This is a genomic window from Prevotella sp. TCVGH (assembly GCF_023522295.1).
GTDB lineage: Bacteria > Bacteroidota > Bacteroidia > Bacteroidales > Bacteroidaceae > Prevotella > Prevotella timonensis.
Genome location: NZ_QFFX01000067.1, coordinates 1 through 13,532, shown reverse-complemented (window position 1 = coordinate 13,532; position 13,532 = coordinate 1). Strand labels below are relative to the sequence as shown.

Sequence of the window (13,532 nt, the reverse complement as noted above, 5' to 3'; positions counted from 1 at the left end):
CATTATCGTCACTATGAGGGTCTACGTCTGCTACCCTCTGTCTGTGAAGAGATAATAATTCAGCAGACCCTAAATAATGATTATATTTGAGAAACGTCTATTGCTGACGCTTGCTTATGCGAGCTTTGTTCGCTTGGCGAGCGGACATGAAGAAAGCAGGAGAGGAATTCCCGTGAAATCCCCGTCCTGCCTATGTTTCCATGCGTGCGCCTCGCGCGTATGCGCGTATCTAAATAAGAGAGTTGACTGGCGGTTAGTGTGTGTGTGCGTTAGCAAATTATTCGGAACTACCAAATAATCTGTCGGAAAAATCACGCTGTCATTAAAAAAGTTTTGCATTTTACACACGCTGCACATTGCTTATAACGTGGTGCGAGCCACGGAGTTGATATATCGGGACAAAGATACGAAGAATTTCCGATAGTTCCAAGCGTTCGGCCTGTTTTTTTCGTCGGCCCGCACGGGGCGGCACAAATACCCATTATTGGGTATTGTCCTTCCCGGTATTTATCCTTACCTTTGTCGCCATCAACAACCATCATGACATGACAAGGAGAAAACGACATATCAGGCAGCAGGAAGCTGCCATCCCATGCGAGGCGCACCGTTCAGGCAATGAGCGGTGCGCTTTTTTTTGAACAAATCGAAACATCGTTCATTATTGTGGCTTCGCCAAGACCGGAATATCATATTCATCAATCATCAAAATAAAAACAACAATGAAAATCGAAAAAATCAACAACCTTTTCAGGCAGCTGGCGAACTGGATTTTGCGCCATCGGCTTATTGTGGGTGCGCTGTTCGCCCTGCTTGTCGCGTTCTCTCTCGTTGGAGCCAAGCGCATCGTGATAAGAACTTCGTTCGACGACTATTTTTTGAGCGACGACCCTATACTGCTCAAGACCAACGAGTTCAAGTCTATCTTTGGTAACGACTACTATGTGGCAGTGCTGGTAAAGAACAAGGACATCTTCTCTAAACGCAGTCTCACACTCATTCGTGAGCTGAGCAACGAACTGAAAGATAGTTTGTCGTATGCCGACAAAGTAACATCGCTCACCGACCTTGAGTTTGCCTCTGGTACGGAAGAAGGTATGACCATAGAGCAGATTGTACCCGAGCAAATTCCTTCGGATGCCGCGGGACTGAAAGAAATCAAGCGCAAAGCTTACAGCAAGCCCTATCTGGCGAAGAAAATGGTATCGACCGATGGAACAATGACATGGATCATGGTAAAGCTGCGTCCCTTCCCTGCCGACAGTGTGTGGAAGAAGACGAGCGACATGGCTCCCGACATGATTACTGGTAGGGAAGCTGGACATGTCATAGGCAAGGAGAAATATGCAGAACTGTCGCCCGCTGCTGCGGGAATGCCTTATCTGAGCTATGAGAAGGTGGTCTATCTCAAGGGTGAAATGGGACGACTGTTCCTCTTCGCATTCATCATCTCTATTGTAGTGATGCTCATTGTAACTCGTTCGCTACGTGGAGTAATAGCACCATTGCTCACCTCTGTTTTAGGACTGCTCATCAGCTTTGGCATCATCGGCTGGACAGGCATCTACATCGACATGACAACCACAATGATAGCCGTCATTCTCACCTTTGCCTGCTCCATTGCCTACAACATCCACCTGTACAACTTCTTTAAGACGCGCTTCGTAGAGACAGGTAGGCGCAGGCAATCCATCATCGATGCGATGGGCGAGACAGGTTGGGGCGTATCGCTCTCAGCACTCACCACCGTGGCTGCCATGATGACGTTCCTTTCCATGAAAATCGTACCCATGCAGGCAATTGGTGTCAATACATCCATCAGTCTGCTCGCCGTATTGATTACCTGCCTTTTCATCACTCCCCTTCTGTTGTCGTTTGGCAAAGATAGAAAACCAGCCGCCAACATGTCGAAGAGCTTTGAGGGTTATATTGGCAATCGGTTTGAGCAATTCGGGAGCTTTGTGATACGCCATCATCGGGGCATTGTCGCTTTGTCGGTGGTGCTGACAATTATCTGTGGCATCGGACTCTTCTTCATCGAGCCAGCATTCGACATTGAGAAGACGATGGGGAGAAAAGTGCCTTACGTCAACAAATTCCTCAACCTTTGTGAAACGGAACTCGGTTCCATGTATGCCTACGATTTGATGATTACGCTGCCACACGACAACGATGCCAAGAAACCAGGAAATCTACAGAAGCTCGACCAATTGTCAAAAATTGCTGATGGCTACAAGCTAACGAAACGCCACAACTCCATTACCGACATCGTGAAAGACATGAATTGCACACTCAACGGAAACAAGCAGCAATGTTACACCATTCCCGACAATGCCGATATGGTGGCACAGTTGCTGTTGCTCTACGAAAACGCTGGAGGAACGGAGTCGGAATACTGGATGGACTACAACTATAAACGGCTAAGGCTACAAATAGAACTGAAAGACTACAACTCCAACGAAGCGGAAAAGGAAATGAACGACCTTCAGGCAGAGGCACGCCGTCTCTTCCCCGATGCACACGTTTCGGTGGTAGGGAATATTCCGCAGTTCACCGTCATGCAGCAGTATGTGGAGCGAGGACAGATGTGGTCGATGATGCTGTCGGTATTGGTGATCGGCATCATCCTCGTTCTGATTTTTGGAAACTGGAAAGTAGGACTCGTAGGGATGATACCCAACATTGCCCCTGCCATTATCGTAGGTGGAATGATGGGCTGGCTTGGCTACCCACTCGACATGATGACCGCCTCGCTCATTCCGATGGTCTTGGGTATCGCAGTCGATGACACCATTCATTTCATCAACCACAGTCATGTGGCATACGACAGATGCGGCAATTATGCAGAAGCCATCAACCGCACCTTCCGCACCGAAGGACTTGCCATTGTGATGTCCACGGTCGTCATCTCGGCAACATTCATGGGTTTCGTCTTCTCCGATGCCACACAGATGAGCAACTGGGGCATACTTGCCGTGGCGGGCATGGTATCGGCTTTGTTGGCTGACCTCTTCCTCACTCCTATCCTCATAGACTATCTCCACATCTTCAAGCAAGAGAAGGCAAAAATCAACAACACTCAAAATAACAATTAAAACAAAAAAAAATGAAAACAAGAAATTTTACATTGCTGCTCATCGCTCTGTTGGCAATTGGCAGCGCACAGGCAGCAGGACTGTCTGGTAGGGATATTATGCAGAAAGTAAAGAACCGACCTGATGGCGACACACGCTACGCTAACGTAGAGATGACGCTCATTCAGCGAAGTGGACACAAACGCATCAGAAAACTCGAATCGTGGGCTATGGACGTAGGCAAGGACACAAAGAAAATTATGTTCTTCACTTATCCAGGAGATGTGAAGGGAACAGGATTTCTCACCTGGGACTACGACAATCCACGCAAGGTGGACGACAAGTGGCTCTATCTGCCTGCCATGAAAAAGACAAGACGCATCAGCGGTAAGTCGTCGAAGACCGACTACTTCATGGGTAGCGACTTTACCTACAACGACATGAGTATGCGCAATGTGGACGAGGAGAAACACCAGCTCCTGCGAGAAGAAAACTTAGCCGGACATAGATGCTGGGTGGTACAGTCGATTCCCAATGACAAAGACGAAATCTATACACGTCGAGTAACATGGATAAGACAAGACTGTTTGATGGCTGTCAAGGCAGAGTACTACGATAAACTGAACAAGCTACACCGCCGACTCTCTATCTCCAACATCGATAAAGTACAGGGATTCTGGACGATGCACCTCATGCAAATGGAAAATGTGCAGACGGGGCACAAGACCATCATTCGCATGGACAACCAGCGATTCAACATCAAGGTGGCGCCCAACCTCTTCACCGTTTCCAAATTGGAGAAAGGGCTCTAAAATGAACCTGATACAACTATCCACTCTCTTGCTTGTGCCGATGTTCTCGGCACAAGCATCAGCCCAAGTAGAAACGCCAACAGTAACTATTGACAGTCTTGAAACAGTACCCGAAGAGACTCTTCAGGAGACGCATGACAAAGACAGCGATGACGCATTACAAGTTCGGGTGAAGGGATTTCTTGACACCTATCACGCACTCCGAACAACAGGGAATGCAGACTGGATGGCGTCGAGAACTCGAGCAAGGGGCGAAGTGAGACTCGAAAAAGGAGCGACAGCTCTCTTTGTCTCACTGAACGCTATTTACAACGGAATACTGAAAGAACGCACAGGCATTGAGCTGCGTGAGGCGTATCTGTCATATACCAAAGGCAACCTTGATCTGCGTATGGGACGACAAATCGTGATATGGGGAGTGGCAGACGCACTGCGCCTTACCGACTGTGTGTCGCCCATCGACTACACCGAATTTCTCGCCCAAGACTATGACGACATACGTATGCCTGTGAATGGCTTACGTGCCAAATACACCTTGGGAGTCATTACAGCAGAAGCGGTGTGCAACCCAGTAACTAACTTCGCTGTGATACCTACCGACCTGCGCAATCCGTGGGCAATGCGTTTGCCGTTCACCTCCCTCCCTTATTCCATAGACTTGGAAAGCGGAGAACCAGAAAAGCGACTGAAGAACATGGAATATGGTGGACGCATAACCGTCAACCTAAGCGGAGTGGATTTCTCCGTGAGTGCCTTGCGGACGTGGAACAAACTGCCAGCCCTTCGTATGGTAATGACAACCGACGGAAAGTCACTACACATCGATGGACGCTATCACCGCATGACGATGTTAGGAGCCGACTGTTCGTTACCCATCGGGCAATTCGTCATTCGAGCAGAGGTAGCCAAATACATCAACGAGGCGCAAAATGCTGCAATGGGATGCGAAGTAGAATGCCGCAATGCACTTAACGCGCTCATCGGCATTGATTGGTACCCTGGCAACGACTGGAATGCAAGTCTGCAATATTGCCACAAATACACATCGGGCAATCTTGAAAGACTACCTATCTATCGCCATGCAGGGATAGCCACGGCACGGCTCGCCAAAGATCTGCTGCAAAACACAGTGAAAATTTCATCTTTTGCCTATATAGACGTGGCAGATGGCGGCATCTTCAATCGCCTGTCCACCACCTATGCCCTCAACGACCAGACAGCAATCACTATCGGATACGACTATTTTCATGCCGACAGAGGAATGTTCAAGATGTATGGCAAAAACAGCGAGGCGTGGGTTAAACTGAAGTACAGCTTCTAACGACAACCACTACTCAGAGAGCCGCAAGCAGGACAAAACTCAGACAACTGTAAGTTGTTATTTTCCCTTATTGATGATATAAATACCAGCGGCTGCCAACAAGCCAGCCACTAAATACTTGAAATGAAACGTCTCGTTGAGACAGAGGCAGGAGGTCACGGCGCCCACCACGGGGATGAGCGAGTTATAGATGGCGATCTTTCCCACAGGATTGCAGGTCAGCAACTTGTTGTACAAACCAAAACCCACCGTGCTAATGCCAATGAGCAACACCAAGTACACGCAGCCCAATAGCGTGATACGTGGCAGTGTGCCATTCCACAACAGCCCAGGCACCACCAAGAGCAAGCCGCCAATGGCCAACGCTAGTCCCGTACCAACAAACACGTCGATGCGCTTGCCCAGTCCACGGATAAGTAAGGAGGTAACAGCGCCACAGAGGGCATTGAGGATAATCATGCCGTCGCCTAACCACGTGAAGTGTCCACTCTCGGCACTTCCCAAATTAAGCGACAGAATACCAGCAAAGCCCACCACACAACCCGTGAGTTTGCGCAGCGTCATGCGGTCGCTCTTAAAGAAAAGACAGGCAAAGATAACCACCGAGAAGACGCTGAGCGAATTGAGAATAGCGGCTCGCGAACCCTCGCTATACGACAGTCCGAAATAGAAAAACGCATAATGCAAGGTGGTGTTCAGAAGGGCAAACAGCAGAATGTACCACGAATCTCTCGCCGATCGCAAATGAAAATCGCGCCCAGTGAGTTGCGCCATGAGCAAGATGATAACGCCCGACAAACTAAACCGAATGCCGGCAAACACCATCTTGCTACCCGTCATCCCTTGCGTGATGCCAAACTCGGCAAAACCTAATTTGATGAGCGGATATGCCCAGCCCCATGCCACAGCGGCTGTGAGCGCAAATAGTGAAACCCAAATGGGACGTTGAAAAATACTCTGTGTTGGTGGGTTGCCTCTCATTGCTTGTTCATTCCTTCTTTTTTTGATGCTTCATATTTCCATTCCACCCACGCATTGCACAGGCGGAATTAAGTTTCGCATCAACGATTAGAGTGTAAAGGTACGATATTTTTCTTAAAGGCTGGTTCTATCAATTAGCTTTGTTAGATTTTGAGCTTATTTTTGAGGTCAAAATGCAAGAGAGTGAAGGAGTGTAGCGAGCTACACGACTGAACGAACTTACATTTTGAACCAAGAAGAAGCCAAAAGATAACAAAACGTATTTCATAAAATTATAATGACTATATGAGGTGGTAATTTATAGAACCAGCCTAAAACACAGACATCTCACCAACGGCTCTATTCCATGATGAGCAAAAATTGCGGGCATGGGCGTGATGTATGACGCTCCGCCTCAATAATAAGATGACTTAGAATTGTTATATCTTGTCAATGAATTTGAAACAACTACTCACTAATTTTGCCAGCAAACTAATGATTACTAACAAAATCAAGAAAATGAAAGTCATATTCGTTGTACAAGGAGAAGGTCGTGGACACCTCACCCAGGCTTTGGCATTAGAAAAGGCACTGGAGGAAAAAGGACATCAAGTGATTGAAATATTGGTAGGCAAAAGTAAATCGAGACAGCTTCCCGATTTCTTCCTTCAAAGAGCCAAAGCACCCGTGGACACCTTTTGGAGTCCTAACTTTCTCCCTTCGAAGAAGAATCAGCACATCGGTCTGACACGCTCCATGGCATATAATTTCATGAAATCGTCCGACTATCTTCAGAGCATTCAACAGCTCTACCAGCACATCCAGTGGAGCGGTGCCGATTTGGTGGTGAACTTCTACGAAATCCTGACCGGACTCACTTATGCGTTTTTGCGCCCCTCCGTACCAGAGGTATGTATTGGACATCAATACATGTTTATGCATCCCCAGTATCGCTTTCCCCATCACCACACTACTGCTCGCTGGCTCATGCTGGCGTTCACACGCGCCACATGTTGGGGAGCAGCGCATAAGTTGGCGCTTTCGTTTCGGAAGATGCCCGACTGTGATAAGCAGCATCTCTCTGTAGTACCCCCACTATTGCGTGAAGAGGTGCTGGACATCTCTCGTCATCGCAATGACTTCATCACGGGCTACATCATCAATGCGGGCTTCAGCGAGATGGTGAAACAATGGCACCAAGCCCACCCACACGTAAAACTTCATTTCTTTTGGGACAAAGCGGATGCAGATGAGGTAACCAAAATCGATGACACCCTTACATTTCATCGCATTGATGACACCAAATTCTTACACTATTTAGCCAATTGTAGGGCGTACGCCACCACTGGAGGGTTTGAGTCGGTATGCGAAGCCATGTACATGGGCAAACCCGTACTCATGGTTCCTGCCCACATCGAACAAGAGTGTAATGCCCACGAGGCTTCGTTAGAAGGGGCTGGCATCAAAGCCGAAACGTTTGATATCAGTCAGCTTATAGACTTTACCTACGAACATTCTGAAGACGTAGAATTTAGAATGTGGGAAAATACTGCCAAGATGATGATTGTGTCACGATTAGAGGCGGTAGTCGAAAGATCTCTTCATATAGGTCGTCGCAGTTGGTCCGTACGCAGAATGTTCTCCCACTCCTAATTGCATCGCCACATTTCGTCCTTTTTCAAGGGAACAAAGACGGGTGAAGCTGCAAATAATTTGGGAGTTTACATTTGAGCAATTGGGGCGTGAAGCAGTAACAGGAACATCGTCCAAGATATTGTGTAGCAAATGTTACGAGCAAGGACGGGCGAAGCTGTAAATAATTTGGGAGTTTACATTTGAGCAAAGGCGGGGCGAAGTCGCAATAGGAACATAGTACAAGATATTGTGTAGCAGATGTTACGAGCAAAGACGGGGCGAAGCTGCAAATAATTTGGGAGTTTATATTTGAGCAAGGACGGAGCGAAGCCCCAATAAGAATACAGTCCAAGATAATGTGTAGCAGATGTTACAAGCAAGGACGGGCGAAGCCACAAATATTTTTGGGAGTTTATATTTGAGCAAAGACGGGGCGAAGCCGTATCAATAACACAGTCCAAGATATTGTGCAGCGGATGTTACGAGCAAGGGCGGGGCGAAGCTACAAATATTTTTGGGAGATTACATTTGAGCGAAGACGGGGCGAAGCCCCAATAGGAATACAGCCCAGAGCAACGCTCTGGGTATGGATGTATAAACAAACTGGCGCGCTGTAAGCGCAAAAGGAGTCAGTAAATGTGCTCCCTTCCTCTTTCCTTTTGTTCTTACATATGGCAAAAGGAGCCAGCAAGCGATGACTTAACAGCCTGAACCGTCAATGTTGCAGGCAGGTGCATCTGACGCATTGCTCGAAAGTCCTGCCTCTTCAGGACGGAGCGTAACAGTGCCATCCTCCAAAACAAAACATGGAATGCCTGCCGCTCCACAGCGTTTCGCCTCATCAAAAACGGGATTGGTATCGCGCAAATGCAAAAATTGTTTTAACAACGATACATGTTCGCCAATGTCTATTACTTGGTAACGACTGTCGCCCGCTACCTGACGGTCTACTGCCACACAATCAGGGCAGGACTTCATTCCGTAAATCTTAATCATGGGGTGAGTTTGTGAGTTTTTAAGTTAATGAGTTTTTGAGTTTTTAAGTTAATGAGTTTTTGAGTTTATGAGTTCGTGAGTTGATGTGTTTGAGAGATAGTAAGTTATTGAGTTGATGAGTTTTAAGTTAATGAGTTTTTAAGTTCGTAAGCTAATGAGTTCATAAGTTTCAACCTAATGCTTGCAAATCTTGGTCTCATCTACCGTAAATTGATTGGAGGATGCGGGCATGAACTTTCCACGAGCTTCGAGAAAGTCAACTAATTGTGCGGCTGTCATGCCTTCTGCCGAACAGGTGTGAAAACGTTCCGCTTCGCCAAACTTGTTGATAATTGCCTTTACCAACGCTTCTTTACTTTCGTATGTGTTGCCTGCCATCATGTGCAGGACTTCATGTCCATGAGCCATAGTGAGTTTTGAGTTTATGAGTTTGTGAGTTAATGAGTTTTGAACCTTGATAAACCTTTTAATGAGAACATCTATACCATGCGGTACACCGTCTAAAAAAGGCAAAAAGGTGTCGCCTACCATAGAGACGCCACCCTTTCATATCTAAAAACTTTCGAGCCTCTTGTCGGATTCGAACCAACGACCCCGAGATTACAAATCACGTGCTCTGGCCAACTGAGCTAAAGAGGCGGGTGGGCAAGCTACTCTTATCGCGCCGCTACAACCTAATACCCTTGCTGCGTTCCCACCCTGGGGGATTCAAAGGGAGCTGGCCGTAAAAGACTTGCCCATTTTCTTAGCGAATGCAAAGGTAAGAAAAGGATTTGAATACCGCAAATTTTCTATTATATATTTTTTCAACAGCAATTTCATTTAACAACGCATAGAGTCAACCAACAAGTGCAAAATTAGTCAATCATTTTATAAAACTCTTGTTTGGTGTTGAAAACTGGAGTTTTTCACTTCCAATCTGGAGCGCAAAGTGCCGAAGCGTTATCGTATATTCACTTCTCTTTGTTTGGGAGTACAAATATAACAACAGGAAGAGAGTCTTTTCCTGCCTTTATACCTAATTATTTAGAACAAAATTGATTATTAAGTAGTTATTCTGACAAGTCCCAATTTGGAACATTACCAAAAATCATGTGTTATTTGTTTTCATATATAATTTCTTTTGTTTCATAGTGTCGTCTATATATTTTTTCTAATTTTACTATTCGATTATTTTTATCATAAGTAAATACACATGTATATGAAATAATGATGTCAGACATATTGGGCTTGTAAGTATAACTATATTGGGTAATAAGACTATCCTTGACTATAATGTTAATACTAACTACATAGTCAACACTGGCATCAAGATACGTGTAATACTTATTGATATCTTGTATAGAAATCTTTTTTCGCTCCCCTATAGGCTTTGTAAACGATAAGATTTCGCTTGGGTCATAACTTGACAAAATATCAGCAATAATACACGCATCTTTATATATGACCTCGGGATATTTTAGAATTATTCCATAATCAATCAGGCTATAAGATTGATATAAAAATATCTTTTGATATTTGATTTCATCTGCGGACAATTTAACCAATCTACCTCGTTTATTATACACCCCGATTTTTTTTTCGTTTAGAAATAAACTTCTCTCTACCTTACAACCATTGCTTAAAATTTTTACAACAGTTTGTGATTTCAATTCTAAACTATTTAGAATTGAAATCACAGAAAGTATCAATATAGCACAAAATCTCATTACTAATCTTTTATTTAGTTTCTATAACTCATCATCCCTTTTTCCAAAAACATATATTGTCTTCTGATGAAATACTGGAGATAAATATAATATTCGTTTTTTATTTTCAAAACTTATCAGATATTTTTCTTTGAAAGTTTTTTTCTTATAATTTCTCTGCATGATTAGTGTATCCTTATCAAGTGACCATATCCAATATTTTTTTGAACCTATGGGATCTATCTTGATAAGGGTATGATTATTCTTAAAAATAAGTGTAGGACCTCCGTTATTGCCAGTTCCAATCTCCGTATTTTCACGAATATATGATTCACCATTGCGTATGATAGTATCACCATGTAGAATAAGGGTGTACATTAAAGTCCACTTTGAATTTACTAATAGTGAGTCGTTAGCTGAAATTTGCATACTACTCGAAAAAATGTATATAAATAGGAAAAATAATTTATTCAACATGTTTAGGATTCTCCCTCCTCAAAGGTTTATTTAATTCTTTTCTAATTATATTTTCATTATTAATTGCATTACCAGTATCCGCACCAAGAACCTTAGGAGCTGCATGCCCTACTATTTCATGATATAAAATGTTCCTGCAAAATGTCTTAGGCAGGTGGGCGCCTGCGGACAGCCTTCGATGAAGCAGACTGCAAAAAGGGGCGGTACCATGTCGTATGTAAAACTCTTGTATTCCATTGTCATTTGTCTTTCATTTCCTGACAGTTGCTTTGCAAGCATTTATTTATATTTGCCGATACCGGCAAGGATATTGATGTGATTTCCGACTTATCCATAGACCTCCATATTGATGGTTATCAACTATTTAACGTCATCCTTTTCGATTTATTGCTCTCATCTTTTTTGTTCATGCTATTCTTCGTACTTTTGATAATTTCCGTTGAACTGCAATGCGGACATTGAAACTCAACTCCCAATCTGGCGCATAAAGTGCCGATGCGTTCTCGTACATTCATTTTTCTTTGTTTTGGACTACAAATATAACAAAAGGCAGAGAATCTTTCCCTGCATTTATGCTTAATCTTTTAAAAATCACATTGATAATCAGATGGTTATTATAATAACTCCTGATTGAAACATTACCCTAACATTGAAATGTGATTTAGATGCATCCCCTCCATATTGTCTATGTCCAATGGAATGTTCCTGTATAATCGCTTCTCCATGACACCCACTTCATTGGGATTATAGGATACGAAAAGCCCAACTTCATCACCATCAACTGCTTCCACAACCGTGTCAGAGACGAGTTAAACAACGTGTTCACCCAATTGATGGTGCTACTTGCTGATCGAAGCTTAGTGCCCCTTGACGTGGAATACATCGATGGGGCAAAGATAGAGGCTAAGGCAAAGTCGCTGCTTTCACCATGTTGTAGTATTTTACTCTCATCAATCATAAGCCTATCGGACAGTTAAATACGCTTTAATTTGACCAACGAATTTTTATTTACTGATATTAGCCCTCTTCTACGTAAAATTTACTTTCTTTACTCAAAGCTAAACTATCTTCAACTATAAAATCCCTTATTATTATCGGAATCAATTCTGATTGATCCTTTAAAAAAAACTCATCATCATAGTCATATACAACCATGTGTAGTTTCCCTTTTTCCATATAGCAGTTATTGATGTTTTTAGATAAGCTTACAAATTCATCAACAACTCTACCGTCATTATTTAAAACAATCCAATGGTAAAAATTTGTATCTAGTCCTGTTGGATTTTTTGTAACAGATAATAAAAAATAATAACCATTTTCACAGATAAAGACGTCGGGAGGATATTCCATATTTTCTGCCCAATTGGATAGTTTGATTGATTTTTTGATGCTCCTACTTATGTTAAACTTTCGATAATTTTTTAATGCTGATGTCTTGTTCTTTGAAAACGTAGCCAAGGAGGAGAATCTCATACTTGCATGTTTAGTTGTAGTATGAACTTCGTTGATACTTATGCCTCTACACTTTGTCTTAAAGGAACAAGAAGTTTCTATAAGACAAATGAATAGAAATGTTAGTAAATAATTTACCAGTATTTTCATTTTTTTTCTTCCTCCTGACCAATGGTTACTATGATTTTCTTTCATCCATTTATTGGATAAACGCATAAAGGTTGTGCCACCATAGGCGGCTGTAGATTCATACATAAAAATAATAGGATTATTATTAACAAAGCAATAAGTAGATAATATAGGATAATCTTCTTCCTTGGGATCGACACTCATCCACAAACTCAACCTTGGCTCATAGTACCTCGCACCATAGTAGTACATACCTGTCTCCTCATCCAGCTCTTTGACGTTGAGTTCTACTCTACGATTGGCTGCACTCGGCATAGAACAAGCAAGCTTGCCTCTGCGCTCGTTGGCACAATCGTTGAATCGAAAAGACGTGCTCCATGTGTTATTGCAGTTGGCTTTCCCTGCGGTCGCCGATTTCCGCGTAAGCTCCAATTCATCAATGAACACCTCGCCATACGGTACATATTCAATGTGCTGCGATACTTCGCCATCAAGGTTGGTGATGTAGCTACTGCTGCCCAAATGGTCGGGGTGGTAGTAGAACTGCATCTTCTTATAGTCGTCATTCGGCTTGAAGTTACCATTTGCAGCCCTTGTGCGTGCCATTGCCCTTGCCTTTGCTGCCTCCGGTGTGCCGTCGTTGCAGCAGAATTGGTGTGCCAATGAGTGGAAAGTGAGCTTGCTCTATCTTTTCCGAGTGCAGCCGACAATTTCCTTTGGACAAACTTAACCGTTTACATAGTCGTCATTGTCCTGACCGTTGTATGGGATGTCAAAGGTACGATAATTTTCCTTGATCGCCTGCAACTGCTCACTATATTTTTTCTTATAGTCCACCGTCAATGGGTTGTTTGTTGTCAAAAACATTCATGTTCTTTTGTATCAACCACAAATTGAACCAATTAAACTAATCCTGTCTTATACTGAAATAGCTTGACATATTATTAACCTCATAAAAAGTAAAATAATATGACAAAAGAACTTAAAAGAA

General features: G+C 43.6%; 11 protein-coding genes, 1 tRNA gene and 1 pseudogene. 4 read left to right on the top strand and 9 right to left on the bottom strand.

The features are described from left to right. Positions 1-719 precede the first annotated feature (719 nt). The 3 genes from DEM91_RS10580 to DEM91_RS10570 are packed head-to-tail and all read left to right on the top strand — an operon-like array spanning position 720 to position 5,204. Complete coding sequence (locus DEM91_RS10580; RefSeq protein ID WP_249858899.1) at positions 720-3,092, top strand: efflux RND transporter permease subunit; 2,373 nt, start codon at positions 720-722, stop codon at positions 3,090-3,092. Positions 3,093-3,103: 11 nt separating this feature from the next. Then, positions 3,104-3,883, top strand: a complete 780-nt coding sequence (locus DEM91_RS10575; RefSeq protein ID WP_036899905.1) for an outer membrane lipoprotein-sorting protein — start codon at positions 3,104-3,106, stop codon at positions 3,881-3,883. A gap of 1 nt (position 3,884) precedes the next feature. Then, positions 3,885-5,204: a DUF1302 family protein gene (locus DEM91_RS10570; protein ID WP_249858898.1), complete on the top strand. Its 1,320-nt coding sequence runs from the start codon at positions 3,885-3,887 to the stop codon at positions 5,202-5,204. Between the two features lie 57 nt (positions 5,205-5,261). Here the strand turns inward: DEM91_RS10570 and DEM91_RS10565 are convergent, their stop codons facing one another. Beyond that, complete coding sequence (locus DEM91_RS10565; protein WP_249858897.1) at positions 5,262-6,185, bottom strand: DMT family transporter; 924 nt, start codon at positions 6,183-6,185, stop codon at positions 5,262-5,264. A 498-nt stretch (positions 6,186-6,683) separates the two neighbouring features. Between DEM91_RS10565 and DEM91_RS10560 the strand changes: the two genes are divergently transcribed. Next, positions 6,684-7,817 carry a glycosyltransferase family protein gene (locus DEM91_RS10560; protein ID WP_249858896.1) on the top strand — a complete coding sequence of 378 codons (1,134 nt, stop codon included), beginning with the start codon at positions 6,684-6,686 and terminating at the stop codon, positions 7,815-7,817. A 681-nt stretch (positions 7,818-8,498) separates the two neighbouring features. On the opposite strand, the gene DEM91_RS10555 is transcribed toward DEM91_RS10560, so the two are convergent. The 8 genes and pseudogenes from DEM91_RS10555 to DEM91_RS12625 all read right to left on the bottom strand — a co-directional run. Next, positions 8,499-8,795, bottom strand: a complete 297-nt coding sequence (locus tag DEM91_RS10555; RefSeq protein WP_008125463.1) for a hypothetical protein — start codon at positions 8,793-8,795, stop codon at positions 8,499-8,501. 174 nt (positions 8,796-8,969) lie between these two features. Beyond that, positions 8,970-9,203: a YecH family metal-binding protein gene (locus DEM91_RS10550; RefSeq protein ID WP_008125461.1), complete on the bottom strand. Its 234-nt coding sequence runs from the start codon at positions 9,201-9,203 to the stop codon at positions 8,970-8,972. Between the two features lie 157 nt (positions 9,204-9,360). Continuing rightward, positions 9,361-9,434 (bottom strand) — tRNA-Thr (locus DEM91_RS10545). A gap of 458 nt (positions 9,435-9,892) precedes the next feature. Beyond that, the gene (locus DEM91_RS10540) at positions 9,893-10,504 is read right to left on the bottom strand and encodes a hypothetical protein (protein WP_044071052.1); all 612 of its coding nucleotides are present in this window, start codon (positions 10,502-10,504) and stop codon (positions 9,893-9,895) included. A 21-nt stretch (positions 10,505-10,525) separates the two neighbouring features. Then, positions 10,526-10,861, bottom strand: coding sequence for a hypothetical protein (locus tag DEM91_RS10535; protein WP_145992910.1), 336 nt, complete (start codon positions 10,859-10,861; stop codon positions 10,526-10,528). Between the two features lie 210 nt (positions 10,862-11,071). After that, positions 11,072-11,197: a DUF6078 family protein gene (locus tag DEM91_RS10530; RefSeq protein ID WP_234396703.1), complete on the bottom strand. Its 126-nt coding sequence runs from the start codon at positions 11,195-11,197 to the stop codon at positions 11,072-11,074. Between the two features lie 448 nt (positions 11,198-11,645). After that, positions 11,646-11,918: a hypothetical protein gene (locus DEM91_RS12710; protein ID WP_028900750.1), complete on the bottom strand. Its 273-nt coding sequence runs from the start codon at positions 11,916-11,918 to the stop codon at positions 11,646-11,648. 746 nt (positions 11,919-12,664) lie between these two features. Beyond that, positions 12,665-13,384: pseudogene (locus DEM91_RS12625) on the bottom strand (RHS repeat domain-containing protein); the annotation flags it as partial. Positions 13,385-13,532: the final 148 nt, after the last annotated feature.

Bases quoted from the DNA above. Each gene is read 5' to 3' on its own strand.
- DEM91_RS10565 (WP_249858897.1), bottom strand. From the start codon at position 6,185: ATGAGAGGCAACCCACCAACACAGAGTATTTTTCAACGTCCCATTTGG.
- DEM91_RS10555 (WP_008125463.1), bottom strand. From the start codon at position 8,795: ATGATTAAGATTTACGGAATGAAGTCCTGCCCTGATTGTGTGGCAGTA.
- DEM91_RS12710 (WP_028900750.1), bottom strand. From the start codon at position 11,918: ATGATTGATGAGAGTAAAATACTACAACATGGTGAAAGCAGCGACTTT.
- DEM91_RS10535 (WP_145992910.1), bottom strand. From the start codon at position 10,861: ATGTACACCCTTATTCTACATGGTGATACTATCATACGCAATGGTGAA.
- DEM91_RS10540 (WP_044071052.1), bottom strand. From the start codon at position 10,504: ATGAGATTTTGTGCTATATTGATACTTTCTGTGATTTCAATTCTAAAT.
- DEM91_RS10580 (WP_249858899.1), top strand. From the start codon at position 720: ATGAAAATCGAAAAAATCAACAACCTTTTCAGGCAGCTGGCGAACTGG.
- DEM91_RS10570 (WP_249858898.1), top strand. From the start codon at position 3,885: ATGAACCTGATACAACTATCCACTCTCTTGCTTGTGCCGATGTTCTCG.
- DEM91_RS10530 (WP_234396703.1), bottom strand. From the start codon at position 11,197: ATGGAATACAAGAGTTTTACATACGACATGGTACCGCCCCTTTTTGCA.
- DEM91_RS10560 (WP_249858896.1), top strand. From the start codon at position 6,684: ATGAAAGTCATATTCGTTGTACAAGGAGAAGGTCGTGGACACCTCACC.
- DEM91_RS10575 (WP_036899905.1), top strand. From the start codon at position 3,104: ATGAAAACAAGAAATTTTACATTGCTGCTCATCGCTCTGTTGGCAATT.
- DEM91_RS10550 (WP_008125461.1), bottom strand. From the start codon at position 9,203: ATGGCTCATGGACATGAAGTCCTGCACATGATGGCAGGCAACACATAC.